We start from the raw sequence: 17,023 nt of genomic DNA, 5'->3' as shown, positions 1-17,023 counted from the left end.
GAACGCATCGGGCGCCCCCCGGCGCGCCCCCGTATACGCCCGCAGCCAGCGCGATACAACGCAGCATTTCCGTCCCGTCGGGACCTGATCGGAGACCCTTGTCCATGCAATCGGAAACCCTCATTGGCGCGCTAATCCTCGGCCTCGTCGAAGGCCTGACGGAGTTCATTCCCGTCTCCTCGACCGGACACATCCTGTTGCTCGGACATTTCATCGGATTCCAGAGCACAGGCAAGACATTCGAGGTCCTGATCCAGCTCGGCGCGATCCTCGCGATCCTCACCGTCTATGCGCATCGGCTCATCGCGATCGCCGTCGCCCTGCCGCACCAGGCGCAGGCACGGCGCTTCGTCGCCGGTGTTTTTATCGCTTTTCTGCCGGCCGCGGTCATCGGCGTCATGCTGCATGGCTTCATCAAGACGGTTCTGTTTGAATCGCCGGCGCTGATCTGCACAACGCTCGTCATTGGCGGCGTGATCCTGCTCGCCATCGACAAGATGCCGCTGAAGCCGCGTTTCCATGACGCGATGGACTACCCGCTGTGGCTGTGCCTCGCCATCGGCTTTTGCCAGACGCTGGCCATGGTGCCGGGCGTTTCGCGCTCCGGAGCCACCATCGCAGGCGCGCTCCTGATGGGAACGGACAAGCGCTCGGCGGCGGAATTTTCGTTCTTCCTGGCGATGCCGACGATGGCGGGTGCCTTCGCCTACGATCTCTTCAAAAACCGCAACATCCTGTCCATGGACGATGCCGCCGTGATCGGGGTGGGCTTCGTCGCCGCCTTCATCACCGCGGTCTTCGTCGTGCGCGGCCTGCTCGACTTCGTCAGCAAGCACGGCTTCGCGGCCTTCGCGTGGTGGCGCATCGCCGTGGGGCTGGCCGGCTTTGCGGGACTGTATTTCACCGGTTGACGGACAGCGCCGGCATGCGGGCGGACGGGGAAGCGGACGATCAGGCGGCGCGGTGGGCGTCGTACTGACCGTGCTCGCGAAACCGCTCGAGATAGGTCGGCAGAATCGCCATCAGCGTGCGCGCCTCGATGCCAAGCCCGTCCAGCGTGCGTCCTTCCGCGATCGCGTCATCCGAAACCACATTGTCGGACTTCAGGAGTTCGACCTGATCGACGGTGAGCAACGGATTGGGCAGAAGTTGCAGAACGCTTGCCTGGATGCGCGCCACGGAGAACGGCAGCGTGACCAGCAGACGCTTGCGGCGGATGATCTGAAGCATCAGCTCCAGACACTCCCTGAAGGTCTTCATCTGGGGGCCGCCGAGTTCATAGATCGTGCCGCGCGCGGTCTTGCCGTCCACCGCCATGGCGACGGCCTCCGCGACATCGCCGACGAAGACGGGCTGGAAACGCGTCACGCCGCCGCCGACCAGCGGCAATGCAGGCGACATCCGCGCCATGGACGCGAAGCGGTTGAAAAAGCCGTCTTCCGGCCCGAACACTATGGAAGGGCGAAACACGACCGCATCGGGCATCGTCTCGAAGACGCCGGCCTCGCCCATTGCCTTGGAGCGACCATAGACGGAGGGCGATTCTGGATCGGCACCGATGGCGGACACATGGACGACCGTGTCGATGCCTTCGGCGCGCGCGGCTTCGGCGACGGCACGCGGGCCGAAGGTCTGCACGGCATCGAAGGACTGGGCGCCAGCCTCATAGAGAATGCCGACAAGATTGACCACGGCGTCGGCGCCCTGCACGGCACGGTCGACCGACCAGCGATGGCGCAGGTTGGCCTGGACCGGCATGATCTGGCCGACAGCGCCGAGCGGCTGCACGTGTTCGGCGAGATCCGGCCGGCGCACGGCGACGCGCACCCGATAGCCGCGGCGCGCCAGTGCGCGCACGACGTGGCGCCCGAGAAACCCCGAGCCGCCGAAAACGGTGACGAGCTTGCCATTCAGAGCGGATGAACCGGAGTCGGTTGTCATGCCAGTCGCTCCCTTGCCGGACGTGATCTTCCCCGCGCGGCGCGCGAGCGTGTTACGGTCTCATAGCCCTTGCGCCCGCGTCTGTGAAGGGCAGTTGTGCACGAACCGCATATGTGGGCAAAACGCCCGTTGACAAGGTCCGCCCCGGCTCTTACAAGCGCTCCTCACGAGCCCAGGTGGCGGAATTGGTAGACGCGCTAGCTTCAGGTGCTAGTGCTCGAAAGGGCGTGGAGGTTCGAGTCCTCTCCTGGGCACCAGATTCCGATGCTGGATCTTGCCAATTGGGTCCAGACTGTCGAAAAAGCTCCGGTTCGCCGGAGCTTTTTTCGTTTGTGTCGTGGGTTTGTTCCGGAACGCCCGTCACGCAGGCGCACACACCACCCTCCCCGGTTGATTTTGCACGAAAGACCAGCGCTAGATGGCGCATTGCGTGTCCTTCTCAGAATTCAAAGCCGTTCATGTCCAACGATTCCATCCCCATCGACGCCTTCATCGACCGCTGGAAACCTTCCGGTGGCAGTCATTGCGCGAGTCGGCTTTCCGCAACCTTCGATATCCCCAGCCCGAAAAATCCCGATTCATGAGCCAGCAACTCGTCAACCAGTACCTGAGCGAGATCGACCGGCTTCGGAAAATGTCCGGCCTTACCAACGAGCAGGTCATTCGCCCGGCCTTCCGCCGTCTGCTCGATACATGGGCGGCATCGATGCGGCTGGTCTTCCTGGAAGAGTTTCCCTTTCAGACCGGCATGAAGACGACCGTCTATCCCGACGGCACGGTGCTGCACGACATTCGCGTTCCGCTTGGCTACTGGGAAGCCAAGGACACCAAGGACGATCTCGACGAGGAGATTCGAAAGAAGCTCGCCAAGGGCTATCCGCAGGACAACATCATCTTCGAGAACTCCGAAACGGCGGTGCTCTGGCAAAACCGTCAGGAGGTGATGCGCGCCGACATGACGGACACGGAGGCCCTGCTCCGGCTGGTTGCCCTGTTCTTTTCCTACGAGCGCGCCGAGATCGCCGAATTCCGCAAGGCCGTGGAGATATTCAAGGCGGATCTTCCCACTGTTCTCGACGCGCTGCGCGCGCGCATCAACACCGCCTATTCAGACAATTCCGCCTTCAAGGCCGAGGCCGACAAGTTTCTCGCCCACTGCAAGGACACGATCAATCCGGCACTCGGCGAGGCCGACGTGCGGGAGATGCTGATCCAGCACATCCTCACGGAAGAGATCTTCTCCCACGTCTTCAACGAGAGCGACTTCCATCACGAAAACAACATCGCCAAGGAACTCTACGCGCTTGAGGGCAAGTTCTTCACCGGCGCGGTCAAACGGGAAACCCTGAAAGGGCTGGAGCCCTATTACGCCGCGATCCGCGCCAATGCGGCGCAGATCACCAACCACTCGGAAAAGCAGACGTTTCTCAAGGTCATCTACGAGAATTTCTACAAGGTCTACGACACGAAGAAGGCCGACCGGCTCGGCGTGGTCTACACGCCGAACGAGATCGTCAAATTCATGATCCAGGGCGCCGACTGGCTGTGCGAGACGCATTTCGGCCGAAACCTCGTCGACGAGCATGTCGAGATCCTCGATCCGGCGACGGGCACCGGCACCTTCATCTGCGAGTTGCTGGAGTATTTTCGCGGCGATCCGCGCAAGCTCGCGCATAAATACAAGAACGAGCTGCACGCCAATGAAGTGGCGATCCTGCCCTATTACGTCGCCAACCTGAACATCGAGGCGAGCTATCAGGCGATCTCGGGCCAGTTCGCGGAATTTCCGAACCTGTGCTTCGTCGACACGCTGGATAATGTGGAAGGCCTGGGCATCCGCGCCGGCCACCAGCACGACATGTTCGCCGCGCTGTCGGACGAGAACATCGAGCGCGTCAAGCGCCAGAACAAGCGCAAGATTTCTGTCGTCGTAGGCAATCCACCATACAATGCATGGCAAGAAAACTTTAACATGCGTAATGCGAACCGCGCTTATAAACGGATCGATGATCGTATTCGCGAAACCTACGGAACAGCCAGTTCAGCACAAAACAAGATTGCAATTTACGACATGTATTCGCGCTTCTTCCGCTGGGCCTCGGACCGTATGCACGACGACGGCGTTCTCGCCTTCATCACCAACCGCTCCTTCATCGAAAGCCGCACCTTCGACGGGTTCCGCAAGTCGGTGGAGGAGGAGTTCAACGAGATCTATGTGGTCGATCTCGGCGGCGACGTACGCGCCAATCCGAAGCTTTCCGGAACGAAGCACAATGTCTTCGGCATCCAGACGGGCGTGGCGATCTCCTTCTTCGTCAAGCGCCGCCGGCAGCAGGGCTGCAAGATCTTCTACGCCCGCCGCCCGGAATTCGACACGGCGGAAGACAAGCTCGCCTTCCTCGCGTCCGCCAAACTCTCCACGATGTCCTTCGACCGCATCGATCCGGACAAGAAGGGCAACTGGGTCAACCAAACGGAAAACGATTGGGACAACCTCATTGCTACATGCGATGAAGCAACTAAAAAAAACAAAAACCACAAAAATGAACGCGCAATATTCAAATTTTACGGAAGAGGGATCGGGACTTTCCGAGATGAATGGGTTTATAGCCTTTCAAAGGAACAGCTAAAAGAAAAAATGGAACATTTTGTAATTACATATGAACGTCGCCGTCGTTTTGAAGAATCTTATTTAAAAGAAAACATAAAATGGGATCGAGAGCTAGAAATACTTTTGTCGAAAAATAAGAAAAAGGAATATAGTTCAGAATATATTCATGAATCATCATACAGGCCATTCTGTCGCAGGCACATATATAGAGATGAAGACTTTATTGGAATGAACTATCTCAACGCACAATTCTGGAAATCTAAACGCTCGTCAAATAAAGCAATTGCGATTATGGGCGATTCGAGCGGAAAGCCATATTTTTGTTTATCTGTTGATCTCATTCCCGATCTCAATTTTGTTAGTCCGGCCTCAGGCGGTACACAACAATTACCAATCTACCGCTACACCTCGACTGGAGACCGCGTCGACAACATCACCGACTGGGCGCTGAACAGGTTCCACAAGGCCTATGGCAAGACCGGCCGTCTGCGCCCAGATCGCGGCGGCGGCGGCGAGGACGACGTCCGCGACACTTCGATCTCCCCCCATGAGGGGGAGATGCCCGGCAGGGCAGAGGGGGGTGAGCCACGCGCGCTGGAGGCAGACGCAACACCCCCATCGATCGCGTCGCGACATCTCCCCATCAAGGAAAAAGAAGCGCGCGAGCTCACCAGGGAAGCGATCTTCCATTACGTCTACGGCGTGCTGCACGATCCCGTCTACCGCGAGAAATATGCGCTCAACCTGAAGCGCGAGTTCCCGCGCATCCCGTTCTATCCCGACTTCTGGGCCTGGGCGGACTGGGGCAAGCGGCTGATGGAGCTGCACATCGGCTATGAGGAGGTCGAGCCCTGGCCGATCTCGCGCACGGACGTGGCGGACGAGGCGGCGCGCGAGGCGGGCGTTGCGCCGAAGACGATCCTCAAGGCCGACAAGGACAACGGCATCATTCGCATCGACAGCGAAACGACGCTTGCCGGCATCCCGCCGCAGGTCTGGGACTACAAGCTCGGCAACCGCTCCGGGATCGAGTGGATCCTCGATCAATACAAGGAGAAGACGCCGAGAGACCCGACCATCCGCGAGAAGTTCAACACCTACCGCTTCGCCGACTACAAGGAAAAGGTGATCGACCTGATCGCCTGCGTCACCCGCGTTTCGGTCGAAACGATGGAGATCGTCGAGGCAATGAAATCGGCAAAGCGCGGCTCCGAAACGACAAAGACATCGCGATGACCCGACGTTTTGTCATCGAACCCGAAGGCCTGCCCGACCTGCCCGGCATGATGCTCGCCACGCTGGACGCCTTGCGCGAGATCGGCGGCTCCGCCTCCATCCATGAACTCGACGAAAAAGTTATCGAGATGGAAGGCGTCACGGAGGAAGAACAGGCCCATGAGATCCCCGGCAGCGCCGGACGCATCAAGGTCGCCTATTATCTCTCCTGGGCACGCACCTATCTGAAGCGCGGCGGCGCGCTGGTGAACTCCGCCCGTGGCATCTGGGCGTTGACGGACGCGGGCGAGAAGATCGCCACTCTCGAAGAGACCCGGGCGATCCAGATGACGGTCAACGCGGAGGAACGCGAGCGCGCGCGTGTCAAGCGGCAGGCCGCCAGGCAAGCCGACGCGGAGACCCCGCCTCCGCAAACGCCGGACATCGATCCCGACGTGGAGCCGGACAGCATCGGCGACTGGAAGGCCGTCCTGCTCGACACCCTGCGCGGGATGGACCCGTCCGCCTTCGAGCGGTTGTCGCAGCGGCTGTTGCGCGAGGCCGGTTTCATCAAGGTCGAGGTGCGCGGCAAGACCGGAGACGGCGGCATCGACGGCGTCGGCGTGCTGCGCGTCAACCTCGTCTCCTTCCAGGTCTATTTCCAGTGCAAGCGCTGGAAGGGCAGCGTCGGCTCCAAGGAAATCCGCGATTTTCGCGGCGCGCTTCAGGGCCGCGCCGACAAGGGTCTCTTCATCACCACCGGCGCCTTCACCAGCCAGGCCTCGGAGGAGGCAACACGCGACGGCGCCATCGCCATCGATCTCATCGACGGCGAACGGCTGTGCGACCTGCTCAAGCAATACGAACTCGGCGTCGCGACGCGGATGATCGAGGAGGTGACGGTCGACGGCACGTGGTTCGACAGCCTGTAGGCCTGCGCATGGCGCGACAACAGGTCGGCGTCCATCCAAGGGACCGAACCAGATCAGGCAAAAAGGCCGCTATGTGTCAGGGGAATGCCGCCGTACAATACGGCTGGCGAAGGGGGAAAACTGGTGGAGCCAGGCGGAATCGAACCGCCGACCTCTTGAATGCCATTCAAGCGCTCTCCCAACTGAGCTATGGCCCCGTCTTCCAGATTTCGAAGCTCTTGCGGCGGCCGACACGGTCGGCGGTGGCTGGAGCCTTGCGGCGTGTCGGCGATTGGGGTCGCCTTGGCCGGTGCGGGCGGAAAATACGTCTTCCGCCCCTCAAGTCAAGCGGAATAATCGGCCGCCCGGACAATCGCCGCATTCCGCCGCTTGACAGCTGTGGACAACCGCGCCACGCCCGGCAGGCCAGCGAGGCGCCGGCCTATCGGTCTGTGTCCTCGTCATCACGCTCGACCACAATGCCCGGCACATTGGCGTCTTCCTCGTCCTCATCGTCGATGAAAACGTCATCGCTTGAACTGCTGTCCTCGACTTCCTCGTCATCATCATCGTCGAGCGAGACGCTTGAATCGCCTTCCGTCTCCGCATCCGCCTCTTCCAGGCTGACGATCTCGGCGCCTTCGTCCTCCTTCGCCTCTTCATCGTCCTCGACGACCGCTGCCTTTGCCGCCTTTTTGGGACGCACGGACTGGGCCAGGATAAAGACGGTGCCGCATTTCGGACAGGTAATCGGATCGCGGTTCAGGTCGTAGAATTTCGACCCGCATCCGCTGCACAGCCGTTTTGTGCCAAGTTCGGGTTTTGCCACGGTTTCAACCCTTGTTCTTTGATAATCGGGCGTTCGCATAAAGACTGCCCGTCGATCTGTCAAAGCCTAATCCGACCTGCTTCGTCAAACGGTTTGTGACGGTGGGCGAAAGGCCCGCAAAGCGCCGGTCTTCGCACCCAAGCGCCACGGTGACGGATCGCATCCGGCATGGTAGGACGTTGCCGTGCAACACTCGGCTTGAAGATCCGGAATTCCAACATGTCCCAACAGCTTCCCGCAACCCCCTATACGGCCCGCGCCGGATCCCGTCTTTCCGGCCGCGTGACGGTGCCGGGCGACAAGTCGATTTCCCATCGCGCCCTGATGCTTGGGGCGCTTGCCGTCGGTCGCACCACCATCAGCGGCCTGCTCGAATCCGAAGACGTGCTGAACACGGCCGCAGCCATGCGCGCTTTCGGAGCGCGGATCGAACGCGGCGAAGACGGCACATGGTGCATCGACGGCGTGGGCGTCGGCGGCCTGATGGAACCTGACGGCATCATCGATTACGGCAATGCCGGCACAGGGGTTCGCCTGGCGCTCGGCCTTGCGGGCACCCATCCGATCGCCACCACCTTCACCGGCGACGCGTCGCTGTCCCGCCGGCCGATGGGCCGGGTGCTGGACCCGCTGCGCCAGATGGGGGCCCTGGTCGTTGCACGGCAGGGCGACCGCCTGCCGCTTTCCATCCGCGGTGCATCGACAGCAGCCCCGATCACCTATCGCGTTCCGGTGCCCTCCGCGCAGGTGAAATCGGCCGTGCTCCTGGCCGGCCTCAACACGCCCGGACAAACGACCGTGATCGAACCGGTCGCCACCCGCGACCACACCGAGCGCATGCTCGCGGGCTTCGGCGCCGACATCTCGGTGGAGATCGATGCCGACGGCGCCCGGGTCATCTCGCTCACCGGTCCCGCGACGCTTGCGCCACAGGAGATCACGGTGCCGTGCGACCCGTCGTCCGCGGCCTTCCCGATCGTCGCCGCGCTGATCACACCAGGATCGGATGTCACCGTGGCGGATGTCCTGCTCAATGAGCACCGCACCGGTCTCTTCAAGACGCTGCAGGAGATGGGTGCCGACCTCACCATCGAAAACATCCGCGAGACAGGCGGCGAGCAGCTCGGCGACATTCGCGCGAAACACTCCCGGCTGACGGGGATCGAGGTTCCGTCCGAACGCGCGCCCTCGATGATCGACGAGTATCCGGTGCTCGCCGTCGCGGCCGCCTTCGCGCAAGGGACGACCGTGATGCGCGGCCTTGAGGAACTGCGCGTCAAGGAATGCGATCGCCTTGCCGCCGTCGCCGCCGGCCTCGCGGCCAACCGCATCGTCTGCGAGGAAGGAGACAGTTCGCTCACGGTCCACGGACGGCAGGGGCCGATCGGGGGCGGCACCGTCGTTACCCACCTCGATCACCGCATCGCGATGACCTTCCTGGTGCTCGGCATGGGCGCAGATGATCCCGTAAGCGTCGACGATGCCGGCGTGATCGCAACGAGCTTTCCCACTTTCCTGTCCCTGTTCGCAGACCTTGGCGCATCGCTGGCACCACTCGGGGAGAACGCGGCATGATCATCGCAATCGACGGACCGGCAGCGTCCGGCAAGGGCACGCTGGCGCGTCGAATCGCCGCCCACTTCGGCCTGCGCCACCTCGACACCGGCCTCACCTACCGGGCGGTTGCCGCCGCCCTTCTGGCCCGCGGGCTGCCTTTGGGGGACGAAGCAGTCGCGGTCGCCACGGCGCGCAATCTCGACCTCGGCGCTCTCGACCGCGACGTCCTGTCGGCGCATGAAATCGGCGAAGCCGCTTCGCGGATCGCGATCCTGCCAGGCCTGCGTCAGGAGTTGGTGCGGCTGCAGCGTGCCTTCGCGATGGCACCGCCGGGCGCCGTGCTCGACGGACGCGACATCGGCACGGTCGTGTGTCCCGACGCCACGGTGAAACTCTATTGCACGGCCTCGGCGAACGAGCGCGCAAGGCGGCGCACCGCCGAGCTTCAGTCGAAGGGCGTCGAGGCCACGCTGGAGACCGTCCAGGCCGATCTGGAACGTCGCGACGCCCGCGATGCGGCCCGCACCGTGGGGCCGCTGAAACTTGCCGACGATGCGCACTTGCTCGACACGTCGGAAATGGATATAGAAACGGCGTTCAAGGCGGCTGTGGATATCGTCGACAACGTGTACGCAAGGTAGGCGGACACGGCGTTGGCGTTTTCTGCGTGGCAGCATCGCTTAAGCGTCGTGCGCGAGGCGCCGGATTCTTGAGATCGATTGCAGCTGCACGGCTCGCCTTGCATACGACTGAACAGGAAGCCCAGGTCCTGAGGCCCCCGCTTCGCCGGCTCGCAATCGCCACCCAGAGACCGGGCAGGCACTGCGATCGCATCGACGCCGAACCGGCGCGGTGCCGGGTGGCAATCAGGACTGACCGACACCACAAACCCGCCGGCGACGAGCCAGACTTGGCTGCCAGGAGTTTCGATGAACAGTTTGAACCCCACTCGCGATGAATTTGCCGCTCTCTTGGAGCAGAGCTTCGAAGAGACGGAGCTGCAGGAAGGCTCCGTTGTCACCGGCAAGGTTGTCGCGATCGAGAAAGACCTTGCGGTTATCGACGTCGGCCTCAAGGTCGAGGGTCGCATCCAGCTGAAGGAATTCGGCATCAAGGGTCGCGATGGCGACGATGCCGGCGTGTCCGTCGGCGATACCGTTGAAGTTTACCTTGAGCGCGTCGAGAATGCGCTCGGCGAGGCCGTGCTGTCGCGCGACAAGGCGCGCCGCGAGGAAAGCTGGATCCGTCTCGAAGCCGCATTCGAGGCGAACGAGAAGGTCAGCGGCCACATCTTCAATCAGGTCAAGGGTGGCTTCACCGTCGACCTCGACGGTGCCGTGGCCTTCCTTCCGCGCAGCCAGGTCGACATCCGCCCCGTGCGCGATGTCCAGCCGCTGATGCACACGCCGCAGCCCTTCCAGATCCTCAAGATGGACAAGCGCCGCGGCAACATCGTCGTCTCCCGTCGTGTCGTCCTGGAAGAAACCCGCGCCGAACAGCGTTCGGAACTGGTTCAGAGCCTCGAGGAAGGCCAGGTCATGGAAGGCGTGGTCAAGAACATCACCGATTACGGTGCGTTCGTGGACCTCGGCGGCATCGACGGTCTGCTGCATGTCACCGATATCGCATGGCGTCGCATCAATCATCCGAGCGAGGTTCTCGCGATCGGTCAGACCGTCAAGGTCCAGATCATCCGCGTGAACCAGGAAACGCACCGGATCTCGCTGGGCATGAAGCAGCTCGAAGCCGATCCGTGGGACGGCATCGAGGCCAAGTACCCGGTCGACGCCAAGTTCACCGGCCGCGTGACCAACATCACCGACTACGGCGCATTCGTGGAACTGGAGCCGGGCATCGAAGGCCTGATCCACGTTTCCGAAATGTCCTGGACCAAGAAGAACGTCCATCCGGGCAAGATCGTTTCCACCTCGCAGGAAGTGGAAGTGATGATCCTCGAGGTCGATCCGGTGAAGCGTCGTATCTCGCTTGGCCTGAAGCAGACGCTTCAGAACCCGTGGGAAGCCTTTGCCGAGAAGTTCCCGACGGGAACCGAGGTCGAGGGCGAGGTGAAGAACAAGACCGAATTCGGTCTGTTCATCGGCCTGGACGGCGACGTCGACGGCATGGTGCACCTGTCGGACCTGGACTGGAACCGTCCGGGCGAGCAGGTCATCGAAGAGTACAAGAAGGGCGACATGGTTCGCGCTCAGGTGCTCGACGTTGACATGGACAAGGAGCGGATTTCGCTCGGCATCAAGCAGTTGGGCGGCGATCCGTTCGATACAGCGGCTGCCGGCGAGCTGCGCAAGGGCGCCATCGTGACCTGTGAGGTTCTCGAGGTGAAGGACGGCGGTCTGGAAGCCAAGATCACGGATTCCGACATCACCACCTTCATTCGTCGCGCCGATCTGGCCCGCGAGCGTTCAGAGCAGCGCCCCGAGCGTTTCTCGGTCGGCGAGAAGTTCGACGCCCGCATCACGCAGTTCGACAAGAAGACCCGCCGCGTCACCGCCTCCATCAAGGCGCTGGAAATCGCCGAGGAAAAGGAAGCCGTCGCGCAGTACGGTTCGTCGGACTCCGGCGCATCGCTCGGCGACATTCTCGGTGCGGCCCTCAACAAGGTCCGCGACACCGACACGGACACCGACGATTGATCCGCCTTTTGCGGCACGCTGCATGAGAAAAACGAAAGCCCGGCCAAATGGCCGGGCTTACACATTGAGAGGCCGGAGCATGGTTAGATGCTCCGGCCTCTTTGTCATTGAGGTATGGCCTTACCTCGATGGCGGCGTACGAAGTGGTTGAGCCCTTCCGGGGATGAACTTCACGTTCGCAAAAAAGCAAAACCCTTCGTGCGCAGTGGCTTCGTCGAACCGTTGAGAGAGCTTCGCGCTCGCGTATAAGGGAGACCAAGCCATGCCTTATGCGAATCGTTTTGTCGGCATCGACATATCAAAATCCTCATTTGACCTTTGCATTTTGCCAGATGAAGAGCACGCAACCTTCGCCAACACAGATGAGGGGATTGGTGCCTTTCTGGCCCTTCTTGGTAGGTTCAAGGGGATAGAGCGCCTTATCCTGGAGCCGACCGGAGGCTATGAGCGTGCTGTTGAGGCAAGCCTTTTGGCGGCCCGGATGCCTGTTGCCAAGATCAATGCCAAGCAGGTCAGGCAATTTGCTCGTGCGTGCGGACAGCTCTCCAAGACCGACAGGATCGACGCCTTCATTCTGGCCGACTATGGCCGGCGCCTTGAGACGCGCCTGCTGGATCCCAGGTCCCCGGCTCAATCCCTGCTCAAGGAGCTGGTTCAAAGGTACCGACAACTGGCCCACATGATTGTTCAGGAAAAGAACCGCAGGGAAAAACTGACCGGCAAGACGAAAGTCCTGATTGAGGAAAGCCTGCGCTTCCTGAGCGACCAGCGCCAAGCTGTCACCGAGGACATGCAGCTTTGCATCGAGTCGGATCCAGATCTCGCCAAAAAGGCGGAAGTCCTCATGTCCCTCAAGGGGATCGGTCTGAAAACTGCCTGTTTCCTGCTCGCCGACCTGCCTGAACTGGGCACCTTGACCAAGGGCCAGATCGCCAAGCTTGTCGGTGTAGCTCCACTCAACAGGGACAGCGGCCTGATGCGCGGAAAACGCATGATCTCCGGTGGAAGACGGCAAATCCGAGACGCTCTCTATATCGCAGCTCTGCCAGCCATTCGCTTCGACCCCACCATGAAAGGCTTCTACACACGCCTCAAGACAAATGGAAAACCATCAAAAGTCGCTCTCGTCGCTGTCATGCGGAAAATGATCATCATTCTTAATGCAAGACTCAGAGCAACGGTGCCGACGCCATCTTGACCGCCAACACCGTTGCTTTTTTATTGAAGGATCAATTGGACGGCCGCTACCCGTAGCAATGTTCGGGCGCGGGATAGTCACCGCTCTCGACCTCCTCGGCAAAGGCACGAAACGCCTCCTCGACACCGCATGCCTGCGCCATGTAGTCCTTGACGAAACGTGGCTTGCGGCCTTGCGATACCCCCAGCATGTCATGCATCACCAGCACTTGGGCATCCGTCCCGGGCCCCGCCCCGATCCCGATCACGGGGATGGACAGTGCGGAGGCGACCGCCGCGCCAACCGCGTTCGGAACGCATTCCAGCACCATCAAGCGCGCGCCGGCCGCTTCCAGGGCGGCAGCATCATCGCGAATCCGGCGGGCCGCCGTCTCGTCGCGCCCCTGAACCTTGTAGCCGCCGAGCATGTCCGCCGTTTGCGGCGTCAGACCCAGATGCGCGCACACGGGCACGCCGCGTTCCGTAAGGAAGCGGACGGTGTCGGCCAGCCAGGCACCACCCTCGAGCTTGACGACGTTGGCACCCGCCCGCATCAGCGTGGCCGCACTCTCGCCGGCGGCCTCCGGCGTATAATAGGTCCCAAGCGGGAGGTCGGCGACGATCAGGGGGGCTACGTCCTTGGATCCCGCAATGCCCCGTGCCACGCAGGCGGTATGATACGCCATGTTCTCGATGGTGACCGATACGGTCGAATCGCCGCCCTGAACGACCATGCCCAGGCTGTCGCCAACCAGCACCGACGCAACCCCGGCACGGGCAGCCGCGGCCGCGAAGGACGCATCATAGGCGGTCAGCATGGAGAACCGTTTTCGGTCGGCTTTGAACCGGTTCAAGGTGGCGAGGGTGATCGCGGACATGTTGCTTGCAACTCTCCTTTCGAAAAACTGGTCCTATCCCTTTAGCCTTCTGATAAAGAGCATGCAATCAACGTCCTACACCGGCTCAAGCGAACAGGAATATGCGTTCTGACCGCTTACGGGCTTTCCATCCGGGGCGCAGGCATGTAGCGATAAGGTCCCCGACGACCAGAGAGAAGGCTTCCTGTCCATGTCCCTTGATGCCGACGCCATCGTCGACCGCCGTCGCCTGCGCCGCAAGGTGACGTTCTGGCGGGTCGCCGCCTTCCTCGTCACCATTGCCGCCCTTGCAGGACTGGTCGGCTGGGGCGGCGGTTTCGGGTCCTTGTCCAAGCGCTCCGCGCATATTGCTCGCGTTTCCGTCGAGGGGGTGATCGTCGACGACCGGCGACGGCTGTCACTGATTGAGTCCCTTGCCGAAAACGACGCCGTCAAGGCGGTGATCATCGACATAGACTCGCCGGGCGGTTCGACCGTAGGCGGCGAGGCGCTTTACCAGAAGCTTCGGGATCTCGCCGAAAAGAAGCCGGTTGTCGCCACGATCGGAACGCTGGGCGCCTCGGCCGGATACATGACCGCCATTGCCGCCGACCATATCGTCGCGCGGCATACGTCGCTGACCGGCGCCATCGGCGTTTACATTCAATTCGGCAATATCAAGGGCCTGCTCGATTCCCTCGGCGTGAAGGTCGACGTGGTACGCTCCGGTCCGCTGAAAGCCGAGCCGAACTTCTTTTCCGACACGCCCGAGGCCGCGCGTGAAAACCTCCAGGATGTGATCGACGACAGCTACAGCTGGTTCTTCGGACGCGTCGCGGAACGCCGGAAGATGAGCGATGAAGAAGTACGAAAGGTTGCCCAGGGCGGCATCTTCTCCGGCGAACGCGCCCGGCGGCTCGGTCTGGTGGACTCGATCGGCGGACAGGACACCGCGCAGGCGTGGCTGCGAGCGGAGCACGATATCTCCTCCGATCTCCCCGTGATCACTTGGGCCGTTCCGGAGGAATATGACGCCCTGCCGTTCACCGCCCGTATGTCTCATGCCATCGGTCAGGGGATCGGCGAAACTGTTCTCGGAGTTCTCGGCGGCGCCAAAACGCTTGTCGGGGAAGGCGTTGCGCTTGACGGTCTGGTATCCGTTTGGCACGCTCAAGACGCGTCGGACGCAAGCAATGGCCCTGGGGGACGGTAATGATCAAGTCGGAACTGGTGCAGCGGATTGCCGAACAGAATCCGCATCTCTACCAGCGTGACGTGGAAAACATCGTCAACGCCATTCTCGACGAGGTCACCAACGCCCTTCGAAACGGAAACCGGGTCGAATTGCGCGGCTTCGGAGCGTTCTCGGTCAAGAACCGGCCGGCACGCACGGGACGCAACCCGCGCACCGGACAAAAGGTCGACGTGGACGAGAAATATGTGCCGTTCTTCAAGACCGGCAAGGAAATGCGCGAACGGCTGAACGATGGCGACGGATCGGAGGACTGACACGTCGTATTCCGGGCGCCGGCCTGTCAGCAAGCCGGTCGACCCTTGGTCGGACACTTGCATGACGTATCAAATGCGGGAGAACTTGCCGTGCGGCGGTTGATCAAGAATCTTGTGCTCATTCCGATTGCGATCGTGCTCATTGCACTCGCAGTCGCCAATCGTCATTCGGTGACACTTTCTCTCGACCCCTTCTCGCCTGCAGATCCGGCTGTCAGCATCAACGCACCGCTGTTCTGGTATCTGTTCGCTGCCGTTGCCTTCGGTGTCCTGATTGGCGGCATTGCCTCTTGGGCCGGTCAGGGAAAGTGGCGCAAGGAAGCGCGCATCAAACGACGCGAAGCCAACCGCTGGCACGATGAGGCCGACAGGCTGAAGACGGTCCATGAACCGGCCAAGGGCCCGGCGCTGCCGTCCCCGACTTCTTCTCGCAACGCAGCCTAGGCGGGATCGATCCGTGTCATCCATCCAGTGACAGCGCCTTTGGGGTCACTGACAATCGCGATCCGTCCCACCAACTCGACATCGAACGGCTGTCGAAGTGCCGTGCCGCCGGCCCCGACCGCCTTCTCAATCCGCGCATCCACATCGTCCACCGCGATATAGGACATCCAGCGGGCTCCATCCCTGCATTTCCGCCGCCGTTGATGTCGAAAAGGCCGCCAACGGGCGCCTCCGCCCGCCCCATTGCCAGCCAATATGTGCCGTTGGGCATCGGCATGGGCGCAAAGGTCCAGCCAAGCGCATATCCGTAGAAGGCCTTCGCGCCCTCCGGATCGCGTGTCATCAGTTCTTTCCAATGGAATATGCCATATGCAACGGGCATGAGATTTCCCGTGTTCCGGCGGCACGGGACGAAAACGCGCCACACGTGCAGCACTTTCTCAAAACATCCGAAGGATAGGCGGAAACGCAGCGATCGGGATGCATTCCATTCCATGCGGCGCAAGGACGGCACCGCACAGGGATCTCACAGCCTCAGAAACGGTCCTGCGGCGGCGCATAGGGCGGGAGCGACCAGCCCTTCAGGATCGCTCCACCTCGCAAAAGCAGGGCGCACGCGGCCCCCGCAAGCGCCGCCGACCATAACGGAACCGAAAGCGCTGACAGACCCACATAGACCCCGGCGCCGGCAAACGCCGCAGTGAGATAGATTTCGGGCTTGAGCAGTGCCGACGGCTGTCCGGCAATGGTGTCACGAATGATCCCGCCGAATGTGGCCGTCGCGACACCCATGAACACCGCAACCGCCGCCGGATACCCAAGCGACAACGCCTTCGCCGCGCCCATGACCGAATAGGCGGCCACCCCAATGGCATCGGCCCAGCGCAACGGGCGATCCACTTTCTCCACCCAGGCTGCGAAAAACCACATGGCGCCGCCAATGCCGATGCACACCAGAAGATAGAGCTGATCCTCGATCCAGAAAACCGGCGCACCCAGGACGAGATCGCGCAACGTCCCACCGCCAACACCCGTGAAGACGGCAAAAAAGACAAAGGCCAGAGTATCGAGCCGCAAGCGCGAGGCGACGATTGACCCGGTCACGGCAAACACCGCAACGCCGAAGAAATCGAGAAACTGAAGCATAGTGGCCATGTTCCAAGCCTTCGCCTTGCCAGACTGTCTATCCGATCGGCCCCTCAACTCCGGACATCAAAAAGACGCGGCCCCTGCGAGCGCCGCGTCTTCATTCAGAGTGGGCAATTTTCCGTGTCCCGCCCGGAGGGCCGAACGTGAAGGCCTGCTCAGTCCAGATCCAC

Annotated in this window: 15 protein-coding genes and 2 tRNA genes; 11 read left to right on the top strand and 6 right to left on the bottom strand. The window is 61.6% G+C overall.

What is annotated here, in order from left to right; genetic code table 11:
- Positions 1–104: 104 nt before the first annotated feature.
- Positions 105–911, top strand: a complete 807-nt coding sequence (locus BLU32_RS20630) for an undecaprenyl-diphosphate phosphatase (RefSeq protein WP_093810072.1) — start codon at positions 105–107, stop codon at positions 909–911.
- 40 nt (positions 912–951) lie between these two features.
- Here BLU32_RS20630 and BLU32_RS20625 read toward each other — a convergent pair whose 3' ends face one another.
- On the bottom strand, positions 952–1,941 hold the full coding sequence (locus BLU32_RS20625; RefSeq protein WP_093810070.1) for a complex I NDUFA9 subunit family protein: 990 nt from the start codon (positions 1,939–1,941) through the stop codon (positions 952–954).
- A gap of 170 nt (positions 1,942–2,111) precedes the next feature.
- Here BLU32_RS20625 and BLU32_RS20620 point away from each other — a divergent pair.
- The 3 genes from BLU32_RS20620 to BLU32_RS20610 all read left to right on the top strand — a co-directional run bounded on the left by BLU32_RS20620 (position 2,112) and on the right by BLU32_RS20610 (position 6,699).
- Positions 2,112–2,198: transfer RNA gene (locus BLU32_RS20620), tRNA-Leu, on the top strand.
- 161 nt (positions 2,199–2,359) lie between these two features.
- On the top strand, positions 2,360–5,788 hold the full coding sequence (locus BLU32_RS20615; protein WP_172838601.1) for a type ISP restriction/modification enzyme: 3,429 nt from the start codon (positions 2,360–2,362) through the stop codon (positions 5,786–5,788).
- Complete coding sequence (locus BLU32_RS20610) at positions 5,785–6,699, top strand: restriction endonuclease (protein WP_093810067.1); 915 nt, start codon at positions 5,785–5,787, stop codon at positions 6,697–6,699. Before BLU32_RS20615 ends, BLU32_RS20610 begins: the two co-directional genes overlap by 4 nt.
- Positions 6,700–6,820: 121 nt before the next feature.
- Here the strand turns inward: BLU32_RS20610 and BLU32_RS20605 are convergent.
- A tRNA-Ala gene (locus tag BLU32_RS20605) sits at positions 6,821–6,896 on the bottom strand.
- A 224-nt stretch (positions 6,897–7,120) separates the two neighbouring features.
- A complete protein-coding gene (locus BLU32_RS20600; RefSeq protein ID WP_093810065.1) occupies positions 7,121–7,507 on the bottom strand; it encodes a TIGR02300 family protein in 387 nt (128 codons plus the stop codon).
- Positions 7,508–7,726: 219 nt separating this feature from the next.
- Here BLU32_RS20600 and aroA point away from each other — a divergent pair, with 219 nt between their 5' ends.
- The 4 genes from aroA (at position 7,727) to BLU32_RS20580 (ending at position 12,916) form a co-directional block, all read left to right on the top strand.
- Positions 7,727–9,082 (top strand): 3-phosphoshikimate 1-carboxyvinyltransferase, encoded by a 1,356-nt coding sequence (gene aroA, locus BLU32_RS20595; protein ID WP_093811412.1) that lies wholly within the window; start codon positions 7,727–7,729, stop codon positions 9,080–9,082.
- On the top strand, positions 9,079–9,705 hold the full coding sequence (gene cmk, locus BLU32_RS20590) for a (d)CMP kinase (protein ID WP_093810063.1): 627 nt from the start codon (positions 9,079–9,081) through the stop codon (positions 9,703–9,705). Before aroA ends, cmk begins: the two co-directional genes overlap by 4 nt.
- Before the next feature lie 288 nt (positions 9,706–9,993).
- Complete coding sequence (rpsA, locus tag BLU32_RS20585) at positions 9,994–11,718, top strand: 30S ribosomal protein S1 (protein ID WP_093810061.1); 1,725 nt, start codon at positions 9,994–9,996, stop codon at positions 11,716–11,718.
- A gap of 262 nt (positions 11,719–11,980) precedes the next feature.
- On the top strand, positions 11,981–12,916 hold the full coding sequence (locus BLU32_RS20580; protein ID WP_208976938.1) for an IS110 family transposase: 936 nt from the start codon (positions 11,981–11,983) through the stop codon (positions 12,914–12,916).
- A gap of 46 nt (positions 12,917–12,962) precedes the next feature.
- Here the strand turns inward: BLU32_RS20580 and panB are convergent, their stop codons facing one another.
- Positions 12,963–13,772, bottom strand: coding sequence for a 3-methyl-2-oxobutanoate hydroxymethyltransferase (gene panB / locus BLU32_RS20575; protein ID WP_093810059.1), 810 nt, complete (start codon positions 13,770–13,772; stop codon positions 12,963–12,965).
- Positions 13,773–13,962: 190 nt separating this feature from the next.
- On the opposite strand from panB, the gene sppA reads away from it, so the two are divergent.
- The 3 genes from sppA to BLU32_RS20560 all read left to right on the top strand — a co-directional run bounded on the left by sppA (position 13,963) and on the right by BLU32_RS20560 (position 15,704).
- Positions 13,963–14,964 (top strand): signal peptide peptidase SppA, encoded by a 1,002-nt coding sequence (gene sppA, locus BLU32_RS20570; RefSeq protein WP_093810057.1) that lies wholly within the window; start codon positions 13,963–13,965, stop codon positions 14,962–14,964.
- Positions 14,964–15,260, top strand: a complete 297-nt coding sequence (locus BLU32_RS20565; RefSeq protein WP_029057716.1) for an integration host factor subunit beta — start codon at positions 14,964–14,966, stop codon at positions 15,258–15,260. The genes sppA and BLU32_RS20565 overlap by 1 nt, the downstream gene beginning before the upstream one ends.
- 90 nt (positions 15,261–15,350) lie before the next feature.
- Complete coding sequence (locus tag BLU32_RS20560) at positions 15,351–15,704, top strand: LapA family protein (protein WP_093810055.1); 354 nt, start codon at positions 15,351–15,353, stop codon at positions 15,702–15,704.
- Here BLU32_RS20560 and BLU32_RS22615 read toward each other — a convergent pair.
- Positions 15,701–15,871 (bottom strand): hypothetical protein, encoded by a 171-nt coding sequence (locus BLU32_RS22615; protein WP_371326978.1) that lies wholly within the window; start codon positions 15,869–15,871, stop codon positions 15,701–15,703. The genes BLU32_RS20560 and BLU32_RS22615 overlap by 4 nt on opposite strands.
- Before the next feature lie 367 nt (positions 15,872–16,238).
- Positions 16,239–16,859 (bottom strand): trimeric intracellular cation channel family protein, encoded by a 621-nt coding sequence (locus BLU32_RS20550; protein ID WP_093810053.1) that lies wholly within the window; start codon positions 16,857–16,859, stop codon positions 16,239–16,241.
- Between the last annotated feature and the right edge of the window lie 164 nt (positions 16,860–17,023).

Source organism: Stappia sp. ES.058 (genome assembly GCF_900105595.1).
Taxonomy (GTDB): Bacteria; Pseudomonadota; Alphaproteobacteria; order Rhizobiales; family Stappiaceae; genus Stappia.
The sequence above is the reverse complement of the archived record's forward strand: the minus strand, read 5'-3'. Positions and strand labels throughout refer to the sequence as shown.

Coding starts and splice junctions, on each gene's coding strand:
- BLU32_RS20630 (WP_093810072.1), top strand. CDS start 105: ATGCAATCGGAAACCCTCATTGGCGCGCTAATCCTCGGCCTCGTCGAA.
- BLU32_RS20625 (WP_093810070.1), bottom strand. CDS start 1,941: ATGACAACCGACTCCGGTTCATCCGCTCTGAATGGCAAGCTCGTCACC.
- BLU32_RS20615 (WP_172838601.1), top strand. CDS start 2,360: ATGGCGCATTGCGTGTCCTTCTCAGAATTCAAAGCCGTTCATGTCCAA.
- BLU32_RS20610 (WP_093810067.1), top strand. CDS start 5,785: ATGACCCGACGTTTTGTCATCGAACCCGAAGGCCTGCCCGACCTGCCC.
- aroA (WP_093811412.1), top strand. CDS start 7,727: ATGTCCCAACAGCTTCCCGCAACCCCCTATACGGCCCGCGCCGGATCC.
- cmk (WP_093810063.1), top strand. CDS start 9,079: ATGATCATCGCAATCGACGGACCGGCAGCGTCCGGCAAGGGCACGCTG.
- rpsA (WP_093810061.1), top strand. CDS start 9,994: ATGAACAGTTTGAACCCCACTCGCGATGAATTTGCCGCTCTCTTGGAG.
- BLU32_RS20580 (WP_208976938.1), top strand. CDS start 11,981: ATGCCTTATGCGAATCGTTTTGTCGGCATCGACATATCAAAATCCTCA.
- panB (WP_093810059.1), bottom strand. CDS start 13,772: ATGTCCGCGATCACCCTCGCCACCTTGAACCGGTTCAAAGCCGACCGA.
- sppA (WP_093810057.1), top strand. CDS start 13,963: ATGTCCCTTGATGCCGACGCCATCGTCGACCGCCGTCGCCTGCGCCGC.
- BLU32_RS20565 (WP_029057716.1), top strand. CDS start 14,964: ATGATCAAGTCGGAACTGGTGCAGCGGATTGCCGAACAGAATCCGCAT.
- BLU32_RS22615 (WP_371326978.1), bottom strand. CDS start 15,871: ATGTCCTATATCGCGGTGGACGATGTGGATGCGCGGATTGAGAAGGCG.
- BLU32_RS20550 (WP_093810053.1), bottom strand. CDS start 16,859: ATGGCCACTATGCTTCAGTTTCTCGATTTCTTCGGCGTTGCGGTGTTT.